The sequence below is a fragment of the Nocardiopsis gilva YIM 90087 genome (assembly GCF_002263495.1).
Lineage (GTDB): Bacteria > Actinomycetota > Actinomycetes > Streptosporangiales > Streptosporangiaceae > Nocardiopsis_C > Nocardiopsis_C gilva.
Genome location: NZ_CP022753.1, coordinates 5566825 through 5586627 on the forward strand (window position 1 = coordinate 5566825; position 19803 = coordinate 5586627).

Genomic DNA, 19803 nt, shown 5'->3' on the forward strand with positions numbered 1-19803 from the left:
CCCACGCGCCACTGGGTAGTGAGCTATATTTCGTGTTGGCCCGATAGCCAAGGGTCACGGGGTCGGACAGGCCCTGTCAGGACGTGGAGCCCTCGGGGTTACCCGGGCAATGAAGCGTCAACTACCGGCGACGGACCCGTTCCGTCGGCTGGATTCTCCTGCCTTTTAGACGGGAGAGGATGTCAAGAGGCCAAGTGGTGGACCCAGGGCGACGCCCCGGGAACAGGCGGCGAGTGAGGTCCCTGGAAGGACCTCTGGGTTTGCTGATCCCCACCGACTGATCCCCTATTGACACTGGCCCAACCGGGGTGCATGCGATCCTCGGTTGGGCCGCGCCGTGTGGAGGTAGTAGTCCCGGCCGCCTCCGGCGGCCTTCAGACCACGGGCAGGTGGGGCCGCCGCACGCTCTCGGCGACGCCGTCGTGGGCTTCGGCGACCGCCTGCCGCTCGACGCTGACCTCGCCATAGGTGGTGGTGCGCTGGCGCAGCGGGCGCCCGGTGGGGGCGACCATCGCCCGGATGTCGCTGATGGTCTTGAACGACCCGTTGTCCGAACCGGCCATCCTGCTGATGGTCTCCTCCATCAGCGTCCCGCCCACGTCGTTGACGCCGCCCGCGAGCAGCTGGCGGCAGGTGTCCTCGGCGAGCTTCACCCAGGAGCACTGGATGTTGTCGATGGCCCCGTTCAGCAGCAGCCGCGCCAGCGCGTGCACCGCGCGGTTCTCCCGCACGGTCGGCCCGGTCCGGGCCAGCCCGGCGAGGTAGATCGGCGAGTTGGTGTGCACGAACGGCAGCAGCACGAACTCGGTGAACCCGGGGCGCCCGTTGCGCTCCACCGACCGCTCCTGCAACGAACGCAGCAGCTTGATGTGCGCGACCCAGTGCGCCGGGGTGTCGACGTGGCCGTACATCATCGTCGACGTCGTGGGGATGCCCAGGTCGTGCGCGGTGGTGACGACCTCGATCCACTCCGAGGCCGGCAGCTTGCCCTTGGTCAGCACCCAGCGGATGTCGTCGTCCAGGATCTCGGCGGCGGTCCCCGGGATCGAGTCCAGCCCGGCCTCACGCGCCCGCTCCAGCCACTCCCGGATCGGCAGGTTGGTGCGGGACGCCCCGTTCACCACCTCCATCGGGCTGAACGCGTGGACATGCATGTCCGGGACGCGCTCCTTGACCGCCCGCGCGACGTCGAAGTAGGCGGTCCCGGGCAGGTCCGGGTGGATCCCGCCCTGCATGCACACCTCGTTCGCCCCGGCGTCCCACGCCTCGGCGGCCCGGTCGGCGACCTGATCCAGGGAGAGCGTGTAGGCGTCGGCGTCGGTGCGGCGCTGGGCGAAGGCGCAGAAGCGGCAGCCGGTGTAGCAGACGTTGGTGAAGTTGATGTTCCGGGTGACCGTGAACGTGACGTCGTCGCCCACCGCGTCCTTGCGGACGGCGTCGGCGAGGGAGGCGAGCGCCTCCAGTTCCGGTCCGTCGGCGTGCAGCAGCGCCAGCGACTCGGCGTCGCTCAGCCCCGCCGGATCGGTCTCGGCACGCCGCAGCGCGGCGCGGATCTCCGGGTCGAAGCGCCGCGGTGCGTCCGCCCCGGCCTCGGGTTGAGGCAGGCGCTCGCGCAGCTCGTCCCAGTCGCCGTAGACGGCGTCGAAGTCGCCGCGCCGGTCGGTGGCGCGCCCCTCGGTGTCGATTCCGGTGTGCAGGTCGGTCCGGCCGGAGGCGGTCATCTGGGTCTCCGGCTCCTGCCAGGGGAGGCCCACGACCGGGGCGTCCTCGTCGGCCAGGCCGGTGGCAGGGTCGGCCAGCGCGCGGACGTGCGGGGACACCCGCGGGTCCAGCCACGGCTCGCCCTGCCGCACGTACTCCGGGTAGGCGGGGAGGCGTTCCCGCAGCTCGAAGCCGAGGTCGGCGCTGCGCTCGGCGAGCTCGTCGACCTGCGGCCACGGCCGCTCGGGGTTGACGTGGTCCGGGGTGAGCGGCGAGACGCCGCCCCAGTCGTCGATGCCCGCGCGCAGCATGAGCTCGTACTCGCCGCCGATGAGGTTGGGCGGCGCCTGGACGCGCATGCGGGGCCCCAGGACCAGCCGCGTCACGGCGATGGTGGCGGCGAGGTCGGAGAGTTCGGCGTCGGGGCGGTGCATCATCGCGGTGTCGGGCTTGGCCCGGAAGTTCTGGATGATGAGTTCCTGGATCGCCCCGTACTCGCGGGCGGCGGAGCGGAGCGCGAAGATGGAGTCGGCGCGCTCGGCCAGGGTCTCGCCGATGCCGATGAGGAGGCCCGAGGTGAAGGGGACACTGGACCGCCCGGCGTCCTGGAGCACGCGCAGCCGCACCTTCGGGTCCTTGTCGGGGCTGCCGTAGTGGGGCTGGCCGCGCTCGGTGAACAGCCGCTCGGAGGTGGTCTCCAGCATCATCCCCATGGACGCCGCGACGGGCTTGAGCCGCTGGAAGTCGCTCCAGCTCAGCACGCCGGGGTTGAGGTGCGGGAGCAGCCCGGTCTCCTCCAGGATCAGGATGGACATGGCGCGCACGTAGGACAGGGTGTCGTCGTAGCCGCGCGCGTCGAGCCACTCCTTGGCCGCCGTCCACCGGTCCTCGGGCCGGTCGCCGAGGGTGATCAGGGCTTCCTTGCAGCCCATGGCGGCGCCTTGGCGGGCGATCTCCAGGACCTCGTCCGGGGAGAGGAAGGGGGCGTGGAGCTTGCCGGGGACCGTGGCGAACGTGCAGTAGTGGCAGCGGTCCCGGCACAGCCGGGTGAGCGGGATGAACACGCTGCGGCTGTAGGTGATGACGCCGGGGCGGCCGGCCGCCTCCAGTCCGGCGTCGCGGACCCGCTCGGCGTAGGAGAGCAGGGTGTCGAGGTCGTCGCCGCGCGCGTGCAACAGCACTTCGGCCTCGGTCGCGTCCAGTGCCTTTCCGTCACGTGCCCGCGCCAGCGCGCGCCGCATGGCCGACGGGCTGGGCGCCTGGTCACCGTTCACGTTTCCTCCACTCATAACCGCCCACCCTACGCGCCGGTAGCAACGCCTATCGCCGCCAGGGGCGCAGAATCCGCGACCACACTGAGGGCTTCCCGCGCCGGGTGAGAAGCCCATCGAGATAGCGCTCCCAGCGGGCGGCGGTGCTGTCGATGTCGTACTCGGCCGCCGTGGCGGCCGTGGCCGCGCCCATGCGGCGCCGCTCGTCGGCGTCCTCGACGAGGCGCAGCAGACCGGCCGACAGCGCGTCGACGTCCTGGTCGGCGACGAGCAGCCCGTTGTGGCCATGGGTGATGAGCTCCCGCGGGCCGAAGGGGCAGTCGAAGCTCACCACGGGCACACCCACGGCGAACGCCTCGACGATCGTCATGCCGAAGCCCTCCTGCTCGGAGCTGACGGCGACGATCGACGCCTTGGCGAACTCGTCGGTGATAGTGGGCGTGCGCCCCATAAGCGCGACCCGGGCGTTGAGCCCGAGCTCGTCGATGGTGGCGCGGATCTCCCGCTTCTCCGGGCCGCGGCCGTAGATGCGCAGCTGCCACTCGGGGTGCTTGTCCGCGACGGCCGCGAACGCCCGGACGAGGAGGGGGTACTGCTTGACCGGGACGAGGCGCCCGGCGGTGGCGATGATGGGGTTGGTCAGCCGCGAGGTGGCATACAGGGCATCGGGGAGGGGGTTGGGCATGGTCGTCGCCCAGCCGTCGGTCCTGCCGACGAAGGCAGCGTACTCGTCGCGGTCGAAGTCGGTGAGGACGGTGAGCCCGTCAAGCGCCGTGTGCACGTCGCGGATGTGCTCGCGCACGTCGGCGGGCTGCTGGCCGAGGTTCTGGTGCTCCTGGCCGAGGCGCAGGTAGTCCGTGCGACCGAACGCGGCCAGCAGGGAGTTGAGGCCGGGGTTGGTGGCCACGACGACGTCGGCCTCGACCTGCTCCAGGTAGCGGCGGACCTCGCGCTCGGTGGCCGCGTTGAAGACGTTGGCCCGCTCGGCCTCGCTGCCGGGCACGTGCTCGGCGGGCTGGAGTTCGAGCTCGGCGATCTCCGGGTCGGGTTCGGGGCGATCGGTCCAGCCGCGGCTGTGGGTCAGCGTACGCAGGCGGACCTTGGGGTTGATGGTGAAGAAGGGCTCCGCCGCGTTCTGCGCCAGGCTGACGATCTCGACCTCGTGCTTCGCCGCCAGCCCGTTGGCCAGGCTGGTCGTCGCGCGGATCGTCCCGCCCATGCCGTAGATGTTGCCGATGAGGAAGGCGATGCGCATGGTCAGGCCGCCTCGCACAGCGCGCTGTCGGCGTCGTCGGCGTCCTCGTCGGCGCCGTCGACATCGCCCGTCACGGCCACACCCAGGAGGGACAGGCCGTCTTTGACCGTGTAGTAGGGGCGCAGGCCGATGGTCGCGGTTCCGGCCCCGATACGGGTCTCCAGGAAGCTGAGGCGGCCCTTCTTGCCGACGATGTCATCGACGTGGGAGCCGAGCCGAACGTCGGTGTCGAGTCCGGGGACGCGCAGCCACAGGTCCCACTCGTTGTGCTCGCGGGCGGCGTCGTGGGCCTCGGCGAGCGGGCGCAGCGGAATCCGGCCGACGAAGGAGCGGCCGGTGAGCTCGACCGGGTGGAGCCGGTCCTCCTCACTTTCCCGGTGGCGGCCACGGACCACGAGCTGGGCGGCGGCGTCGGCGGTGGGTTCGGGGGCGTAGGCGAGGAAGCCGGTGACGGTGATCCGCTCGCCGGTGGTCCGCACGCCGCGCACCTCGGCGTGAGGGCGGACCGCGCGGGCCTTCACACGCAGGCGGCCGGTGGAGGTGCGCACTGCGCTGAACGCGCGGGTCCGGGCACGGGAGGCGTAGTCCTCGGCCTCGGCGGCGTCGTAGCAGGGGTCGGTGGTGAGGATCGGCCGCTGGGTGCTGTCCGGTCCCTCCCAGCGCAGGGCCCAGGTGCCGTTGGCGAGCCCGCCGAGGTCGGCCAGGGCACGGTCGCCGTTGATCCGCAGCGGCACGACCTTCTGGGCGACACCGGACTCCTTAAGCTTGCCGACCGGTTTGCAGACAAGGTTGGCGCTGGTCGGGCCGGGCTCGGACAGAACCAGCTCCAGAACGTCATCCGCTAGAACCCGGCTCGTGGCGACGCGCATTCTTCCCCCGAGGTCTCGGAAATGGTCATTCGTGAACAGCCCGACAAAAGCTAAAGAGGGGCGGTTCATGGCATCACCACGCCAATCCCAACGAACCACCAAAGACTGACCCAAATAACGGCATGCCCCAGTAAACAAGCGGCAAAAACCCCTGCTTGTCGTGGGGTGGCGCGGAAAATCTCAGGTCGTGGCGTCCACTCACCCGGCCGCCTTTGCGCGGCGGCGTTCGGCGAGGAACTCCTCCCACTGGTCGGTGATCACCGAGATGTCGTAGTCGGCGGCCGAGCGCGCGGCCTCCTCACCCATGCGCAGCCGCTCGTCCCGGTCCTCGACGAGCCGCAGCAGCCCTGCGCCCAGCGCCTCGACGTCCTGTGCGGGCACGAGCAGGCCGTTGCGTTCGTGGTCGATGATCTCCCGCGGCCCGTAGGGGCAGTCGAAACTGACCGTGGGCACGCCCACCGAGAAGCCCTCGATGATCGTCATGCCGAAGCCCTCGACGCGCGAGCTGACGGCCAGCAGTGACGCCTTGGCCAGCTCACCGGTCAGGTCCTTGGTGCGGCCCATGAGGCTGACCTGGTTGCTCAGGCCCATATCGACGATCTTCGTGCGCAGCTTCCCGTCCTTGCTGCCGCCGCCGTAGATGCGCAGCCGCCAGTCGGGGTGCTTCTCGGCGACCATCGCGAAGGCCTCCAGCAGCTTGGGGTACTGCTTGATCGGCGTCATGCGCCCGGCCGCGACGATGATCGGGTTCTCCTGGGTGGAGCGCGGATACTCTCCGGCGGGCAGCGCGTTGGGCATGACACGCAGCCACTCCGGGTTGCTGCTGAGGAAGTCCAGGTAGGCGGAGCGGTCGGCCTGCGTCAGCACGGTCAGCCCGTCGAGCCGGGGGTAATCCACGCCGATGCTCCCGCGCACGTCGGCCTTGTGTTCGGCCAGGTTGACGTGCTCCTGGCCGATACGCAGCAGGCGTTCGGGCGCCCACCGGGCGATCAGCAGGTTGATCCCGGGCCGCGTGCCCACGACGACGTCGGCGTCGGTCTGGCGCAGGTACTTGCGCAGTCCCTGTGCGGCGACACCGGTGAAGGCGCCGTTCTGCTTGATCTCGGTGGGCGGGACCGCCGCGCCGAGGCGCTTGGTGTGCCACCGGTTCCGCAGCCCACGGGTGGTGTGGTGCCGCCCACCCACCTGGGTTCCGATGGGGGCCAGCGGCACCAGTCGGACGCCCTCGGGCACGGGGAAGAAGGGCTTCTCCTGGTGTCGGGCGAGGCTGGCGATCTCGACCTCGTGGCGCGCGGCGAGACCGCCCGCGGTGTTGAAGACGGTCCGGATCGTGCCGCCCATGCCGTAGGCGTTGGCGATGAGAAAGGAGATCTTCATTTGGCACCCTTGTCGGCCAGCGTCGCCAGGAGCGAGAGATCGTCCTCCGCCGTGTAGTAGGGCCGGATCCGCACAGCGGGTCCGGACTCGGTGAGCGTGGCGTCCGCGAAGACGAACTTCTTCTTCTTGCCGACGATGTCGTCGGCGTGCGCGGCGAGGCGCAGCTCGGTTTCGGAGCCGTCCTCGCGCAGCCACAGGTCCCACTCGTTGTGGGCGCGCTCGGGGTCGTGCGCCGCGACCATCGGGCGCAGCGGGATCTCGCAGGTGAAGCGGCCGTCGACGAGCTCGGCGGGTGTCTCCACCACGCCGGAGCGAGCGCGCTGGCGGGCGACGATCCGCGCGGAGGTGGTGCCCGCGCGCTGTGCGGTGTAGGCGAGCAACCCGGAGACGGTGACCGACTCGGCGCCCATGTCGACCCAGCTCACTTCGGCATACGGGGTGACCGCGATCGAGCGCAGCCGCAACCGCCCCCGCGGGTCGCGGATCGCCCGGAGTTCGCGGCGGCGCGGACGGCGCAGGTAGGCGACGCGCTCGCTGAGATTGAGGCCGGGGTCGCGGGTCGCCAGCGGGGTGGTCCGACCATCTGCTTCGACCCACAGCACGTCCCACGTACCGTCGTCGAGCTGGAGCCCGTTGAGGTCGGCGCGGACGCGATCGCCCGCGCGGCGCACCGTGGTGATGGGGATGACGACTTCGGAGTCACCGCCGCGGCGCAGCGCCAGGGATGCGCTGCCGCCGGCATCGCCCGCCTGTCCGTCGCTCTCGCGGAGACGCAGCTCAAGGACGTCGCCGCTGTCGATTCGACTCAACTCTGCCTGCACTGGCCCCCCAGAGCCCATGACTGTCCCGCGTGCCCCACGCTGCGGCGTGGATCACGCTGGCGCCCGATGACTGGATCATTCGACCGTGAACGGGACGGTCCGTGCATCAGTAGCGTCGTCGCGCAATCATCCCCCGATGACGCGTCCACACCACTGCTGTCTAGAACCGTACATTTCCCCCTTTAAAGCGCAAGTAAGGAACCCTTCATCACACACACTCTGAATGTGACCTATTTCGTCACGTCAATGGGGGTATCGCGCGCATGGGCGAAAGTGGTTTACATGAGAAAAACTATGGCCGGATGCGGCCAAGGTCACACAAAGCGCAATCAAGCAGTGCGTTTCCGTGCACGCATAAGAACGATGCTGCCCTGCGTATTCGACTGCCGCGCGTCGCCGAACGACACCAGGGGGATCAGCGGCGCGGCGGCGTTGAAGCCGATCCGCCCGCCGTGCGCCGACAGGGTCAGGTAGGTGCGCTCAGCGTGGCGGCCGCGGAACTGGTAGCTGTGCTCCACGACGTCCAGGCCCTGGTCGTCGAGCAGCTCGGTCAGCGTCGCGTGGGTGTAGGTGCGCTGCACGTGGTAGCGCTTCCGATGCGCCTCGAAAAGGTCGGGCCACTCCGCGCGGCGCGACAGGCAGTCGGCCGACATGACCAGTTCGCCTCCGGGCCGCAGGACGCGGGACATCTCGCGCAGCGCGGCCGCGCCGTCGTCGAAGTGCTCGATGGCGCAGATCGACATCACCTTGTCGACCGCAGCGTCGCGCATGGGCAGCCGCAGCGCATCGCCCTCGACGAGGGCCGGGGCATGGCGCAGCCGCGCGCCGCGCACCATCTTGTGCCGCGCCAGGTCCACCGACACCGCGTTGGCGCCGCGGCGCCGCGCCTGCCCGGCCCAGTAGCCGTCGCCGCCGGCGACGTCGAGCACGGTCTGCCCGCGCAGGTCACCGCCGAGCCAGCGGAGCAGGGTTCCCGCCTCGCGGTAGCGGCAGACATGGACCTGGTGGCCGGCGAAGGCGACGACATCTGGCATTCCCACGGGGGACACCCTAGGACACGCCCTGGGGACGACCTTCCCTCAGTGGCACGTCAGCGAGATATCAGGAGGATGGCGGCACCGCGGCCTAACGTGCTCACAACAGCAGCCGAACAGGCCAGGGCCGGAGCCGAGGAGGGCACCGTAGATGTCGAAGACCGCACCGGCGCCGCCGCGCGAGGTCCGGATCGCGGGGAAACCGGCCCTCGCGGCACGGGTCCGGGAGCCCGAGCGCGCGGGAGGCGGCACCAGTGTGCGGGCGAGCGAACGAGCGGAGTCGCCGATCCACGACCGGCCGCAGGCCCAAGGGGGATCGGCGGCACAGCGAGTGAGGAGCCCGAACGCCGCAGAAGGCACCGGTGTGCGGGCGAGCGAACGAGCGGAGTCGCCGATCCACGACCGGCCGCAGGCCCAAGGAGGATCGGCGGCACAGCGAGTGAGGAGCCCGAGCGCCAAAGAAGGCACCGCGGGACCCCCGATCGTGCTGCTGCACGCGCTGGGTCGGACCCTGGAGGATTGGGAGCCCATCGCCCCGCTGCTGGCGCTGCGGCATCCGCTGTACGCGGTCGACCTGCGCGGCCACGGCGCCTCTGATGACGGCGCCTGGACGCTCGACGGCCTGCTCGACGACGTCATCCGGGTAATCGGGCACTTCGGCCTGGACCGGCCGGTGCTGGTCGGCCACGGCCTGGGCGGGATGCTCGCGGTCGCCTACGGGGCGCGCTCGTCGCGCACCACCGCCGTGGTGAACATCGAGGGGCACGGGTGGCCGCGCCCGCACGACGTCAGCGAACGGCTCGGTCTGTCCCCGGAGGAGGCGGAGGGGCACGTGGCGGCCTTCCGCCACTACACCGTGGACCAGGTGTCGTCCACTCTCGCGCCGATGCCCCCCGACGCCTTCGACCGGATGGTGGAGGCGTACCGGAGCGGCGCCATGGGGCTGCCCGGACCGGCGCTGGCGGCATCGGCGCTCCGGTCGGCCGTCACCGCCGACGGTGTCGTCTCCCCGCGGCCTGGCCAGCGCGCGGCCCGCGCCCTGTACGCCGCCTTCGACCGCTTCGACCCCGATCTGCACTACCGCGACCTGAAGGCCCCCGCCCTCACGCTTGTCTCCACTGCTTCGCTCCCCACTCCGCCGGGGGCGCCGGCCCGCTTCTCCGACATCCTCACCGCCCAGACCGAGCACGAGCTGATCCCCCGCGGCGACCACCTGCCGTCCCGCGGCGTGGACGCCCCCTACGCCATGCACATGTCCCACCCGCACGCGTCGCCGAGCTCATCGAGGACTTCCTGGCCGGTGTCTGATCGGCGCCGCCACCCGCCCCCGGGTGCGCGGCGGGTGGGCGGCAGCACCGAAGGCCCCCTACGCTGGCCACGTGCTGAGCCGGTTGCGCGACCACCGTTGGGTGCGCCTGATCATCGTCCTCATCGTCCTGGGCTGCGCGGGGTACGCGCTCGTCGCCCGCTGGGACGAGGCCGAGGAGGCGCTCCGCGCGCTCTCCCCCGCGTTCGTCGCGGCGTCGGTGGCGGCGGCGCTGACCGGGCTCGGCGCGCAGATGATGGCCTGGCGGGCGATCCTGGCCGACCTCGGGTCACCGCTGCCCGTGCGGGCCACCGCACGGGCGATGTTCGTCGGGCAGCTCGGCAAGTACCTGCCCGGGTCGGTGTGGGCGTTCGTCGCCCAGGTGGAGCTGGCCAAGGACCGTGACGTGGCCCGGCAGCGGGGCATAACCGCGACCGTGCTGGCCGTGGCGGTCACCCTGACGGTGAACCTGGCCGTGGCCGCCGCGACCCTGCCGTTCGCCTCGGAGGAGGCAGCGCACCGTTGGTGGTGGGTGCTGGCCTGCGCGCCCTTCCTACTCGCCGCTCTGCACCCGCGCGTCGTGACGTGGGTGATCCACACGGCGCTGCGGCTGGTCCGGCGGTCCCGGGACGTCCCCGACGCCGAGCTGGAGCGGGTCAGCGGGCGCGGCATGGCGGTCGCCGTGGGCTGGTCGGTTCTGGCGTGGGTGCCGCTGGGCGCGCACATCTGGGTGCTGGTGCTGGGCGCGGGCGGGCAGCAGGCCGCCGCCCTTCCCGCCGCCGTCGGGGCCTACGCGCTGGCGTGGACGCTGGGCATCCTGTTCGTCATCGCCCCCGCCGGGATCGGGGTCCGCGAACTTGTCCTCGTCGTCGCCCTGTCCCCCGTCCTCAGCCCGGGCTCCGCGCTGGTCGTGGCCGCGCTGTCGCGGCTGGTCATGACCGCGGCCGACATCCTGTGGGCGGGCGCTGCGCTGGCGTTCACCCGGTCGGCCGCCCCGTCTCGGTGAGGGTCGCGATGTAGTCGTCCCAGTAGGGGTCCGGGTCCACCGGGCACACGCCGTCGCGCAACCGCTGTGGCTCTCCCTCGGCGTAGAACGCTGTGAGGGCGCGGGCCAGGTCCGCGGCGTCGTCCGGTGCGCAGAGCAGCCCGTCCACGCCGTCGCGGACGTGGCCGGGCAGGGTGCCTGCGCGGGTGGCGATGACGGGGACTCCGTGCGCGTGGGCGAGCCAGACGTTCTGGGTGGCGGTCGCCGAGCGGTACGGCAGCACGACCGCGTCGGCACCGGTGAAGAGCTCGGACAGTTCGGCGGCCGGGACGTAGCCCTCGCGGAACTCCACCCGGTCGGCGATCCCGAGGTCGGCGGCGAGCGACCGCAGCTCGGCCGACCCGCCCCAGAACTCTCCGGCGATGGTCAGCCGCACCCTCGGCGGTGCCCCCTGGGCAAGGGCGCGGAGCAGCACGTCCACCCCCTTGTAGGGGCGCACGATCCCGAAGAACAGCAGGTGGTGGCGGACACCCTCGGGGTGCGCCGACACGGGCCCGTTCGTCTCCGGCAGGTGCGGGGGCATCTCGGCCATCCCCACCCGGGTGTCGGTGCCCAGGACCAGCCCCCGCGCCAGGTGCGCCTGGTCGGGCGAGTGCGCGAGGACGCCGTCGACGCGGCGCAGCAGGGCGCGCATCAGGGTGGTGTCGGCGGGGCCGGGTTCGTGCGGCAGCACGTTGTGGCAGAGCGCGACCGTGCGGCCGCCGCGCCCCACCCCCGCCAGGACGCCCAGGTAGGGCGGTACCTGCACCGGGGAGAACACGGCCAGCACGGTGAGGTCGCTTATCCGGGCCGCGCGCCACCCCGCGCGCCACCAGCCGTCCGGCCGGTACCAGGCCAGGTCGTGGCGGGTCCGGGGGAAGAGCTCCCCCTCGGGGACGTCGATGGTCTGGCGCCCCGGGTAGAGCAGTGACGGGTACTGCGCCCGCCACGACTCGATGACGACCTCGTGCCCCCGCTCCGCGAGCCGGTGCGCGAGCTCCGTCGTGTGCCGTGCCCCGCCGCCCTTGTACGGGTAGGCCGGGCCGACCAGCGTGATGCGCATGCGCTCCCTTCCGTTGATCTCGGAGATACTGGGGTAAAAATCGCCGCTGAAACCCCAATATCTCCGAGATCAAGGGCGTAGCAGGATCAGGAGCTGTTGCGCGACCGCACGATCAGGTCCGCGAGCAGCGCCATGGACCCCACGATCAGCCCCGTCATGAACAGCATGATCGTGTTGTTCGGGATGTACAGCGGGGCCTTGACCATGTCGAAGACGAACTTCACCGAGCCGATGCCGATGAGCCACAGGGCCAGCGGCATCAGCACCTTCAGCGGGTTGAAGTACATGACCATCCGCAGCACCTGCAGGATGTAGCGGTAGGCGTCGCGGACGAAGTGGAACTTGGAGTTCCCCGCCCGCTTGGCGTAGCTGATGGGCACGTAGTGCACCGGGTGCTGGTTGGACAGGAACGCCAGGGTGATCGTGGTGACGCAGGAGAAGCCGGGCGGCAGGAGCCGCAGGTAGGGCAGGGAGACCTCGCGGCGGAAAGCGCGCATGCCGGAGTTGAGGTCCGGGATGGTGGTGTTGGTGAGCCGCTCGGCGATCTTGCGGATCACCCACTTCGTGGGAACCCGCAGGAACTTGTGGCTGCCGGACTCCTGCGTGCGCGCGCCGACGACCTGGTCCATCTCGGGGTTCTCGTCGAGCATGGCGACGAACTCCGGGATGCGCTCGTTGGGGTAGGTCATGTCCGCGTCGGTCCACACGACGATGTCACCGCGTGCCCGCTGGGTGCCGATCCGGCGCACCGTCCCGGAGCCGCCGTTGTGCCCGAAGGCGATGACGCGCATGCGCGGAAAGCGCGTCTTGGCCGCGCGCAGCCGGGCCAGGGTCTCGTCGGTCGAGGCGTCGTCGATGGCGAGCAGCTCGTAGGCGTACCCCGACGCGTCCATCGCCGCACTGATCCGCTCGATCTCCGCCACCACGTGGTCCTGCTCGTTGTAGCAGGGCAGCACGATGGTGACGCGCGGTCCCGCGGGCTCGGCGTCGGCGGCTGCTCTCTCAGGTACTTCCTGCATCTCGCTCACGGTCGGCCAAGGATAGCGGGGGATCGCCGGGCCGCTGCGGTCACCCGGCCACGGCGATCCACACGTCCCCGTTGAAGGCCCAGGGGCCGGACGGAGGCTCCATCAGGGTGCTCGGGTCCGACGCGCTGTGCACGTCGAAGGGGTGCTCCTTGGGGGTGGTGGACGGGACGTAGCGGTCCAGGGTCTCCGGCGCGGACGCCGCGAGGACCGGCGTCCGGCCCCGCTCGCGGATCTCGGCCGTCACGCGGTCCACCACCGCGACCTCATCGGTCAGGACGCGCGCCGTCGGAACCCCGCACATACCCCGGATGAGCTGCATATAGTTCCCCGCCGAACCGTCCACCATGAGGACGCTCGCATCCTCGGGCAGCGCCGCGCAGAGGTCCCGCGTTCCCGCGACCGTTCCGATATCGGATCGATAGCTCATCACCCCGGCCGCGGTGATCGCCGTGGGCATCAGCATCACCAGGGCACCGGCCGCGGTCACCACGGCGGCGGCCATACGCCCGGCCCCCGGCCGTTCCCCGACCGACGCCGGAAGTTCGGTCGCGAACCGGCGGGCGAGCCAGGCGACGAACCAGACGGCGAACAGGATGAACGCGGGGATCACCAGGACGATGAGCCGTCGGCTGGCCCACGGGTGATCGGGGGTGATCGCGGGCCGGAGCAGGGTGGTGGCGACCGTCCAGACCAGCACCATGGTCGGCAGCACCCACCGCGGTTCCCGGCGGCGCAGGATCCGGTGGAGCAGAATGGCCAGCCCCAGGGTCGCGAGCAGCACGGTGCTCGCCCCGACGTACCAGCTCACCCAGTAGAGGCTCATCTCCTCATAGGTGCGCTCCGGGTCGACGGGGAGGCCCTCGATCTCCTGCACCTGGCCGATGTAGACGCCGGTGGCCTCGTCGCCGTGCCCGTACTGGACGAACAGCAGGGGCCGGAGGGCGAGCGCGACCACCACGAGTACCGCCAGCACCGCGACGGCCGTGGGGAGCCAGGACGGGCGGTCCGTTCGCGGGACACCGTGCCGCCACAGCAGCGCGGTGGCCAGCGCGGCACCGACCACGACGACGGCGCTGAGCACCAGCAGTGGCTCGAGCGAGTCCGACAGGTAGTCGAGGTAGGGCTTGGACAGCCAGAACCCGGCGACGAACCCGTAGCCGAGACCGAGCACCAGCCCGGCGAGCATCGGCAGGGCCTGGCTCCGCCGGGCGAGCAGCAGCAGGGCGATGAAGCCGACGACCGGGAGGAGGTCGCGGATCGCGTCGATGCGCACGACCAGACCAAGGCCGAACACCAACCCCGCCACCCCGGCGAGGGCGTGCGTCGCTCCCCAGCGGTCCCGGAGGCCGGTGCCCCGGGACAGCGCGTGGGGCTGGCTGGCGCGCTCGGGCGCCTTACTCGCGCTGGCATCGAAGGCGAGCGCCAGCGCGCCCAGCATCAGCACCTGCGCGGCTATCTCGCTGTAGGTCGAGCGGCTGATCCACTGCTGGGTCTGGCAGACGGCGAGGATCAGGGCGGCCAGCGGGGCCCACCGCGCTCCGATGAGCCGGGCGGCGAGTCCGGCGAAGGTCAGCACGCCCAGTGCGCCGATGAGCGGGGCCATCAACAGCATGCCGGGGATGTCGCCGATCCAGTACCCGACGGAGAGGATCAGGGGCAGCCCGGCGAGGAACTGCGGCCAGATGTCGGTGCCCACCTCGTAGTAGGCGAGACTGCCGTAGCCGACGGCGGGGTCGTTGCCCGCGATCAGGTCGCGGTCCTGGGGGATCGGCAGCGACCCGTGCTGGGCGATCCACGCGGTGAACTGGGCGTAGCTGGCGGGGTCCCGGCGGATCACCAGCGCCTCGCCGTGATAGGCGAGCTGCACCGCCGCGAAGGCCACCGTGATGAGGACGACCGCGGCGACGGGCCACCACGGCACGTCGTCCTCGGGCGGTTCCGGCACCCACCGCGGCACGAACACCAGCGCGGCGATCACGGCCGGCCCGCCCAGCAGGGCACCGGTCAGCGGCGTGAACTGGCCTACGACCAGCAGGGGAAAGGCCACCAGCAGCCAGGCGGCCAGGGCGACGGCGGGGACGATCGTGAGGCGGGCGAGCAGGCGACCGGGGGTCAGACGCATGTGGACAACTGTTCCAGTTCTCGGCTGCGCACCAGGTAAAGAGCAGACCGCGCCCGCACGGGTCGTGGGGAGTCCCGCCGCGAGCGGCAGCGGGTCGTGGGGCCTCATGTTCTTACCGGCACGCTGAGCGGGGTGCGGAGATCTCGGATATCCCGGCGAACCTACCGAACACCCGGGTGGCACCGCACCATCCGGCCGCGTTCCGACCGGTCCGGAACCCCGCGATGCGGCGCCACGGCGCCGAGGGGCGGCCGACCAGTGCGACCCGCGAGTAGCATGTGCGCGATCCGTCCGTGCCCGTACATCCCCGGGCCGAACACGAAGGACCCCTGGTGACCGCGGAAACCCCATGGGCGCTGTGGCGCGCCGCTGTGTCCACCGACCCGGCCCGCCCGTTCGTCACGGCGTATGACGCCGACACCGGCGGGCGTGTCGAACTCTCCTACGCCACGTTCGACAACTGGGTGGCCAAGACCGCCAACATGCTGCTCGACGGCCTCGCCGCCGAACCCGGAGACCGCGTCGTGCTCGCCCTGCCGGTCCACTGGCAGTCCCTGGTGTGGCTGCTGGCCTGCTGGTCGACCGGCATGACCGCCGTCCCGGCCCCGGCCGACGAGGTCCCCGAGGGGGACATCGCGGTCGCCGACGCCGCCCGGTTGGAGGCCGCCCTGGACACCGGCGCACGCGAGGTCGTGGGGACCTCCCTGCACCCCTTGGGCGCCCCGCTGGCCGACTGCCCGCCCCCGGCCATGGACTACGCCGTCGAGGTGCGCTCCTACGGCGACCACTTCGCTCCTGCGGTTCCGGTTGCCCCGGACACGGTTCATTTGGACGGGGAAAACCGGCTCACGGGTGCTGATCTGGTGGCCGCTGCCCGGACGACGGCAACGGATTGGCAGCTGACAGCGGACGACCGAGTGGCTATCATCACGGCAGCGTCGGATTCCCTCACGGTGCTTGGAAGCGACCTCTCCCGCTTCCTCGCTCCGGTGTTCCGCGCCGTGCCGCTCGTACTCCTTCCCGGTATCGATTCGGCTAACCTGCAATCACGGCTTGATATGGAGCGCGCCACCGCCCTGGTTGGCGCACCGCCCGGCACCCCCGCGCTTACGGGCGACATCAGGCCACTGTCCTGACGCCTAACCTTTTGGTGCCCAATGCCCAGAAAACGCCCCTCATCTCGCGGCTCTGCGCGGGGCCATGCCGCGCCGAAGAAGTTGTCGAGGTCCCTCCCCACAAGGAAGCGTCTCTCCCCCAGCGCGTGGATCGCGGTCATCACGACGGGGGTCGTCATCGGAAGCAGCCTGACCGCCTACGCCGCCTACGTCGACATCACCGGTGGCATCAACCGCGAGAACGTCAACACCGACGCCTTCGGTGACCGGCCGAGCAAGGTCGAGGGCGTGGTGAACATCATGATCGTCGGCTCCGACAAGCGGGACGGAGCCAACGCCGAGTACGGCGATGCCGAGGGGGAGCGCCCGGACACCCTCGCCATCGCGCACATCTCGCCGAAGAAGAAGTCGGCGACGATCGTCAACCTCCCGCGCGACTCCATCGTGCAGCTGCCCGCCTGCAAGCAGAAGGGCGACGAATACCCCGGATCCGACGCCCAGCAGGGGATGATCAACTCGGCGATGAGCTACGGCGGGGTGGACTGTCAGTGGGACACCGTCGAGAAGCTGACCGACATCCGCATCGACCACTTCGTCAGCGTCGACTTCACCGGCTTCAAGGGCATGGTCGACGCGCTCGGCGGAGTCGAGATGTGCATCCCGCAGAAGATCCACGACCCGAAGGCCGGCGGCCTCGAACTCGACGCCGGGAAGCAGACGCTCAACGGGGAGGACGCGCTCGGCTACGTGCGCTCCCGCAAGGGCCAGGGCGACGGCAGCGACCTCATGCGGATCGGCCGCCAGCAGGAGTTCATGGCCTCCATGGTGCGGAAGGTACTGAGCGGGGACACCCTGAAGAGCCCCTCCAACCTCTACGCCTTCCTCAACGAGGTCACCGGCTCGATCACCACCGACGACGAACTCACCGTCGACACGATGGCCGACATCGCCATCGCGATGCGCGAGGTCGACCTCAACGACGTCAACTTCGTCACGGTCCCCAACCACCCCTGGGAGCAGAACAACAACCGGGTCGCGTGGGACGAGCCCGACGCCCAGCAGCTGTTCCAGGCCATCGCGACCGACGAATACGGCGGCGAGAAGGACAAGGCCAGCAGCGACGACTCCGGGGACGACGCGAAGGACGTCAAGCCCGGCGATGTCAGCGTCGAGGTCCTCAATGGAACCGGCATGACCAACCTGGCAACCCAGGTCTCCGGGATTCTGAGCGAGCGCGGATTCGGCGTGAGCGGGACCGGCAACCCTCAGGGCATCGTCCCGGAAGCGAGCACCATCTACCACGGACCGGACGGCAAGGCCGCGGCTGAGCTCCTCGCCAAGGAAGTGACGAACGCCACGCTCCAGGAGGACTCCTCGCTCAGCGGCAACTCACTCCGGCTGGTCATGTCGAGAGACTGGAACGGCTTCAAGACCGCGGGCGCCACCGGCGACGTGCCCGACACGGTCAAGAGCAAGAGCGCCGCGAGCAAGCCCTCGGCCTGCTGACCCGCACGTCCCTCCGTTGATCTCGGGGATATCGACCGAATATCGGCCAGAATTCGGTCGATATCCCCGAGATCAACGGAGGTGGCGGCGTGACGGCGAAGCCCCGCACCCGGATCCGGGTGCGGGGCTTCGCATGTGTCTCGAATCGAACGCGCGGGGTCAGGCCGCGATCGCGCCCTGGAGGTCGACGGGTTCGGGCACGGTGCCGTCGACGATCAGGTCGGTCCACAGGGAGCACACCCGCTCCAGTGCGTAGTTCCCGGTGATCTCCGCTTTCGCGGCCAGGCGCGCGGCGTCGAAGCGGTCCTCGCTGACGATCCCGTGGATCGCGTCGGCCATCGCCGCGGTGTCGTCGTGCAGCCAGCGGCGCGAGTAGATGGTGTCGGCCCCCGGCCAGCTGAGGACGGCCGGCACGCCGCCCGAGGCGGCGCACTCGGCGGGGGCGAGGTGGAAGCTCTCGTCGTCACTGGTCGACAGCATGAACCCGACCCGGCGCAGCCAGGTCGCCACGTCCGGCCCGAACGGGTCGAACACCACGCCGCCGGCGAGGAGCGGGTCGCGCTGGACGGTGCGGTAGACGCGCTCGTAGTACTCGCGCTCCTCCGGCCGGTTCCAGATCCACCAGTAGTCCCACGGCTGCTTGGACTTGACCGCGAGCGTGTAGCGCGGGTCACGTCTGCGCAGCTCGGCGAGGACCTCCAGGCCCCGGTCGAGCCGCTTGCGCGACGGTGCGATGCCGATCATCCCCAGGGTGAACTCGGCGCCGGGCAGCTTGGGCCGGTCCAGCTGCCGGTCGTCCACCCAGTTGGGCAGGGTGACCACCTTGTCGGCCGGCCACGAGGCCAGCTCCCGGGTGAGGGAGGCGTAGTGCGGGCTGACGCAGATGATCGCGTCGACCTTGTCGATGTCGAGCTTGCGCGGCCACTCCGCGTACAGCTCGAAGCGGTGCAGCCGGACGACCAGCCGCTGCCCGGGGCGCTTGTGCTGGGAGTAGAACAGCGCGTTGGGACCGCACCACTCGCAGATGACGACGTCGGCCCAGGCGGCGAGTTCCCTGCTGCGGTACTGGTCGTGGTCGCGCAGCCCGTCCCACTCGTCGAGCCGCACCTCCAACCCGGGCAGGGACATCAGGTGGTCGGCCAGCCGGGTGAAGAACTTGAGGTCGTGCCCGGCGATGACCACCTTGAGCGGGCGCTGCGGGTCGGTCCCGGCCGGGGCGGTGGGGTGCGCCAGGTCGAGGTAGCCGCGCAGCCGCTCGGCGGCCTTCTCCAGGGTGAACCTGGCCGCGGCGGCGCGGCAGCGCTCGGCCGCCTCGCCGTAGATCCCGGGGTCGGCGGCGAGGGTGAGCGTGTCGGCGACAGCGTCCACATCCCCATCGGCGAACAGCGGGTAGTCGGGCCCGAGCAGATCCTCGTGCATGGGCGTGCGGTTGAGCACGACCGGCAGACCGAGTGCCCCCAGCTCCAGGACCTTGGTGGACAGCTCCAGGCTGGCGTCCATCTCCGGGGCGCGCCAGGACAGCCCGATGTCGCATTCGGCCGACAGCCGCAGCGCCTCAGCTCGCGGCTTGCCGCCGTGCCACCGCACGTCCGGCGTGCCCTCCAGGGCCTTGGCCATCCGCTTGGCCCACTCCGGGGAGTCGCGGTGGATCTTGTCGCCGATCATGTGCAGCTCGGCCGCTACTCCGCGCTTGTCGAGCGCGGCGGGCAGTTCGGTCATCTCCAGCGTGTTCCAGCGGGGCGCGAACTTGCCGGTGTAGACGAGGCGCAGCCGCTCACTCGGGGCGCCGGGGCCGGACACGCCCTCGGGGACCACGACCACCGGCGGGAACAGCACGCTCTTGCCGCAGGCCGCGGGGACCGCCGACTCCAGGAAGCAGCGCAGCTCCTCGGTCTGGCAGAGCAGGAACCGGGAGGCCACCGCGATGTCGGTGAGCTCGGAGACGGCCGTGGAGGTCATCTCGGCGACGTTCTGGGGCACGTCGGTGAGGTAGGTCCACAGCCGCCCGGCCAGCGCCTCAAACTGAGCGGCGATCGAGGCCAGCCGGCGCCCGCGCACGACCACGAGGTCGAAGCGCTCCTCGGCGTCGAGCCGGGTCATCAGCGTGACGGCCTGGTCCGGGGTGAGGCCGCGCGGCCCCAGGTCGCTGAGCAGCTTCTCCTCATAGGGGCGGCGCAGCGTGACCCCGGGCGCCCCGTCGAGCGGCGCCACCAGTCGGTCCGTGGTGACCGGGGCCTTGAGCAGCAGGGTGACCTCGCATCCGGCGGCGGCCAGCCCCTGGGTCATCGACTGCGCCCAGATGGCCGAGCCG

13 protein-coding genes and 1 pseudogene are annotated in these 19803 nt (G+C 70.9%); 4 read left to right on the top strand and 10 right to left on the bottom strand.

Features of this window, described 5'->3' with window-relative positions; genetic code table 11:
- Positions 1-374: 374 nt before the first annotated feature.
- The 6 genes from CDO52_RS24275 to CDO52_RS24300 form a co-directional block, all read right to left on the bottom strand.
- Positions 375-2975 carry a bifunctional FO biosynthesis protein CofGH gene (locus tag CDO52_RS24275; protein ID WP_394340767.1) on the bottom strand — a complete coding sequence of 867 codons (2601 nt, stop codon included), beginning with the start codon at positions 2973-2975 and terminating at the stop codon, positions 375-377.
- A gap of 46 nt (positions 2976-3021) precedes the next feature.
- Entirely contained in the window at positions 3022-4227 is a 1206-nt protein-coding gene (locus CDO52_RS24280; protein ID WP_026125814.1) for a glycosyltransferase family 4 protein, read from the bottom strand.
- Positions 4228-4229: 2 nt separating this feature from the next.
- The gene (locus tag CDO52_RS24285; RefSeq protein WP_017618775.1) at positions 4230-5096 is read right to left on the bottom strand and encodes a hypothetical protein; all 867 of its coding nucleotides are present in this window, start codon (positions 5094-5096) and stop codon (positions 4230-4232) included.
- A gap of 198 nt (positions 5097-5294) precedes the next feature.
- A complete protein-coding gene (locus CDO52_RS24290; RefSeq protein ID WP_017618776.1) occupies positions 5295-6473 on the bottom strand; it encodes a glycosyltransferase family 4 protein in 1179 nt (392 codons plus the stop codon).
- Positions 6470-7282, bottom strand: coding sequence for a hypothetical protein (locus CDO52_RS24295; protein ID WP_017618777.1), 813 nt, complete (start codon positions 7280-7282; stop codon positions 6470-6472). Before CDO52_RS24295 ends, CDO52_RS24290 begins: the two co-directional genes overlap by 4 nt.
- A gap of 341 nt (positions 7283-7623) precedes the next feature.
- Positions 7624-8328 carry a class I SAM-dependent methyltransferase gene (locus CDO52_RS24300; RefSeq protein WP_083919871.1) on the bottom strand — a complete coding sequence of 235 codons (705 nt, stop codon included), beginning with the start codon at positions 8326-8328 and terminating at the stop codon, positions 7624-7626.
- Between the two features lie 151 nt (positions 8329-8479).
- Here CDO52_RS24300 and CDO52_RS28950 point away from each other — a divergent pair.
- Both CDO52_RS28950 and CDO52_RS24310 read left to right on the top strand, forming a co-directional pair.
- A pseudogene (locus tag CDO52_RS28950) lies at positions 8480-9490 on the top strand (alpha/beta fold hydrolase); the annotation flags it as partial.
- 217 nt (positions 9491-9707) lie between these two features.
- Positions 9708-10640: a lysylphosphatidylglycerol synthase domain-containing protein gene (locus tag CDO52_RS24310; RefSeq protein WP_017618780.1), complete on the top strand. Its 933-nt coding sequence runs from the start codon at positions 9708-9710 to the stop codon at positions 10638-10640.
- Here CDO52_RS24310 and CDO52_RS24315 read toward each other — a convergent pair.
- The 3 genes from CDO52_RS24315 to CDO52_RS24325 all read right to left on the bottom strand — a co-directional run bounded on the left by CDO52_RS24315 (position 10612) and on the right by CDO52_RS24325 (position 14871).
- Positions 10612-11721, bottom strand: a complete 1110-nt coding sequence (locus CDO52_RS24315; protein ID WP_017618781.1) for a glycosyltransferase family 4 protein — start codon at positions 11719-11721, stop codon at positions 10612-10614. The genes CDO52_RS24310 and CDO52_RS24315 overlap by 29 nt on opposite strands.
- Positions 11722-11807: 86 nt before the next feature.
- A complete protein-coding gene (locus CDO52_RS24320; protein ID WP_026125816.1) occupies positions 11808-12740 on the bottom strand; it encodes a glycosyltransferase family 2 protein in 933 nt (310 codons plus the stop codon).
- Between the two features lie 49 nt (positions 12741-12789).
- Positions 12790-14871, bottom strand: a complete 2082-nt coding sequence (locus CDO52_RS24325; RefSeq protein ID WP_017618783.1) for a hypothetical protein — start codon at positions 14869-14871, stop codon at positions 12790-12792.
- Positions 14872-15203: 332 nt separating this feature from the next.
- Between CDO52_RS24325 and CDO52_RS24330 the strand changes: the two genes are divergently transcribed.
- Positions 15204-16007, top strand: coding sequence for a TIGR03089 family protein (locus CDO52_RS24330; RefSeq protein WP_017618784.1), 804 nt, complete (start codon positions 15204-15206; stop codon positions 16005-16007).
- An 81-nt stretch (positions 16008-16088) separates the two neighbouring features.
- Complete coding sequence (locus tag CDO52_RS24335; protein ID WP_017618785.1) at positions 16089-17492, top strand: LCP family protein; 1404 nt, start codon at positions 16089-16091, stop codon at positions 17490-17492.
- 159 nt (positions 17493-17651) lie between these two features.
- On the opposite strand, the gene CDO52_RS24340 is transcribed toward CDO52_RS24335, so the two are convergent.
- Entirely contained in the window at positions 17652-19778 is a 2127-nt protein-coding gene (locus tag CDO52_RS24340; protein ID WP_232524545.1) for a glycosyltransferase, read from the bottom strand.
- Positions 19779-19803: the final 25 nt, after the last annotated feature.

What these genes read in the sequence shown, in the direction of transcription:
- CDO52_RS24280 (WP_026125814.1), bottom strand. Translation starts at nt 4,227, where the DNA reads ATGCGCATCGCCTTCCTCATCGGCAACATCTACGGCATGGGCGGGACG.
- CDO52_RS24285 (WP_017618775.1), bottom strand. Translation starts at nt 5,096, where the DNA reads ATGCGCGTCGCCACGAGCCGGGTTCTAGCGGATGACGTTCTGGAGCTG.
- CDO52_RS24290 (WP_017618776.1), bottom strand. Translation starts at nt 6,473, where the DNA reads ATGAAGATCTCCTTTCTCATCGCCAACGCCTACGGCATGGGCGGCACG.
- CDO52_RS24300 (WP_083919871.1), bottom strand. Translation starts at nt 8,328, where the DNA reads ATGCCAGATGTCGTCGCCTTCGCCGGCCACCAGGTCCATGTCTGCCGC.
- CDO52_RS24315 (WP_017618781.1), bottom strand. Translation starts at nt 11,721, where the DNA reads ATGCGCATCACGCTGGTCGGCCCGGCCTACCCGTACAAGGGCGGCGGG.
- CDO52_RS24320 (WP_026125816.1), bottom strand. Translation starts at nt 12,740, where the DNA reads ATGCAGGAAGTACCTGAGAGAGCAGCCGCCGACGCCGAGCCCGCGGGA.
- CDO52_RS24325 (WP_017618783.1), bottom strand. Translation starts at nt 14,871, where the DNA reads ATGCGTCTGACCCCCGGTCGCCTGCTCGCCCGCCTCACGATCGTCCCC.
- CDO52_RS24340 (WP_232524545.1), bottom strand. Translation starts at nt 19,778, where the DNA reads ATGACCCAGGGGCTGGCCGCCGCCGGATGCGAGGTCACCCTGCTGCTC.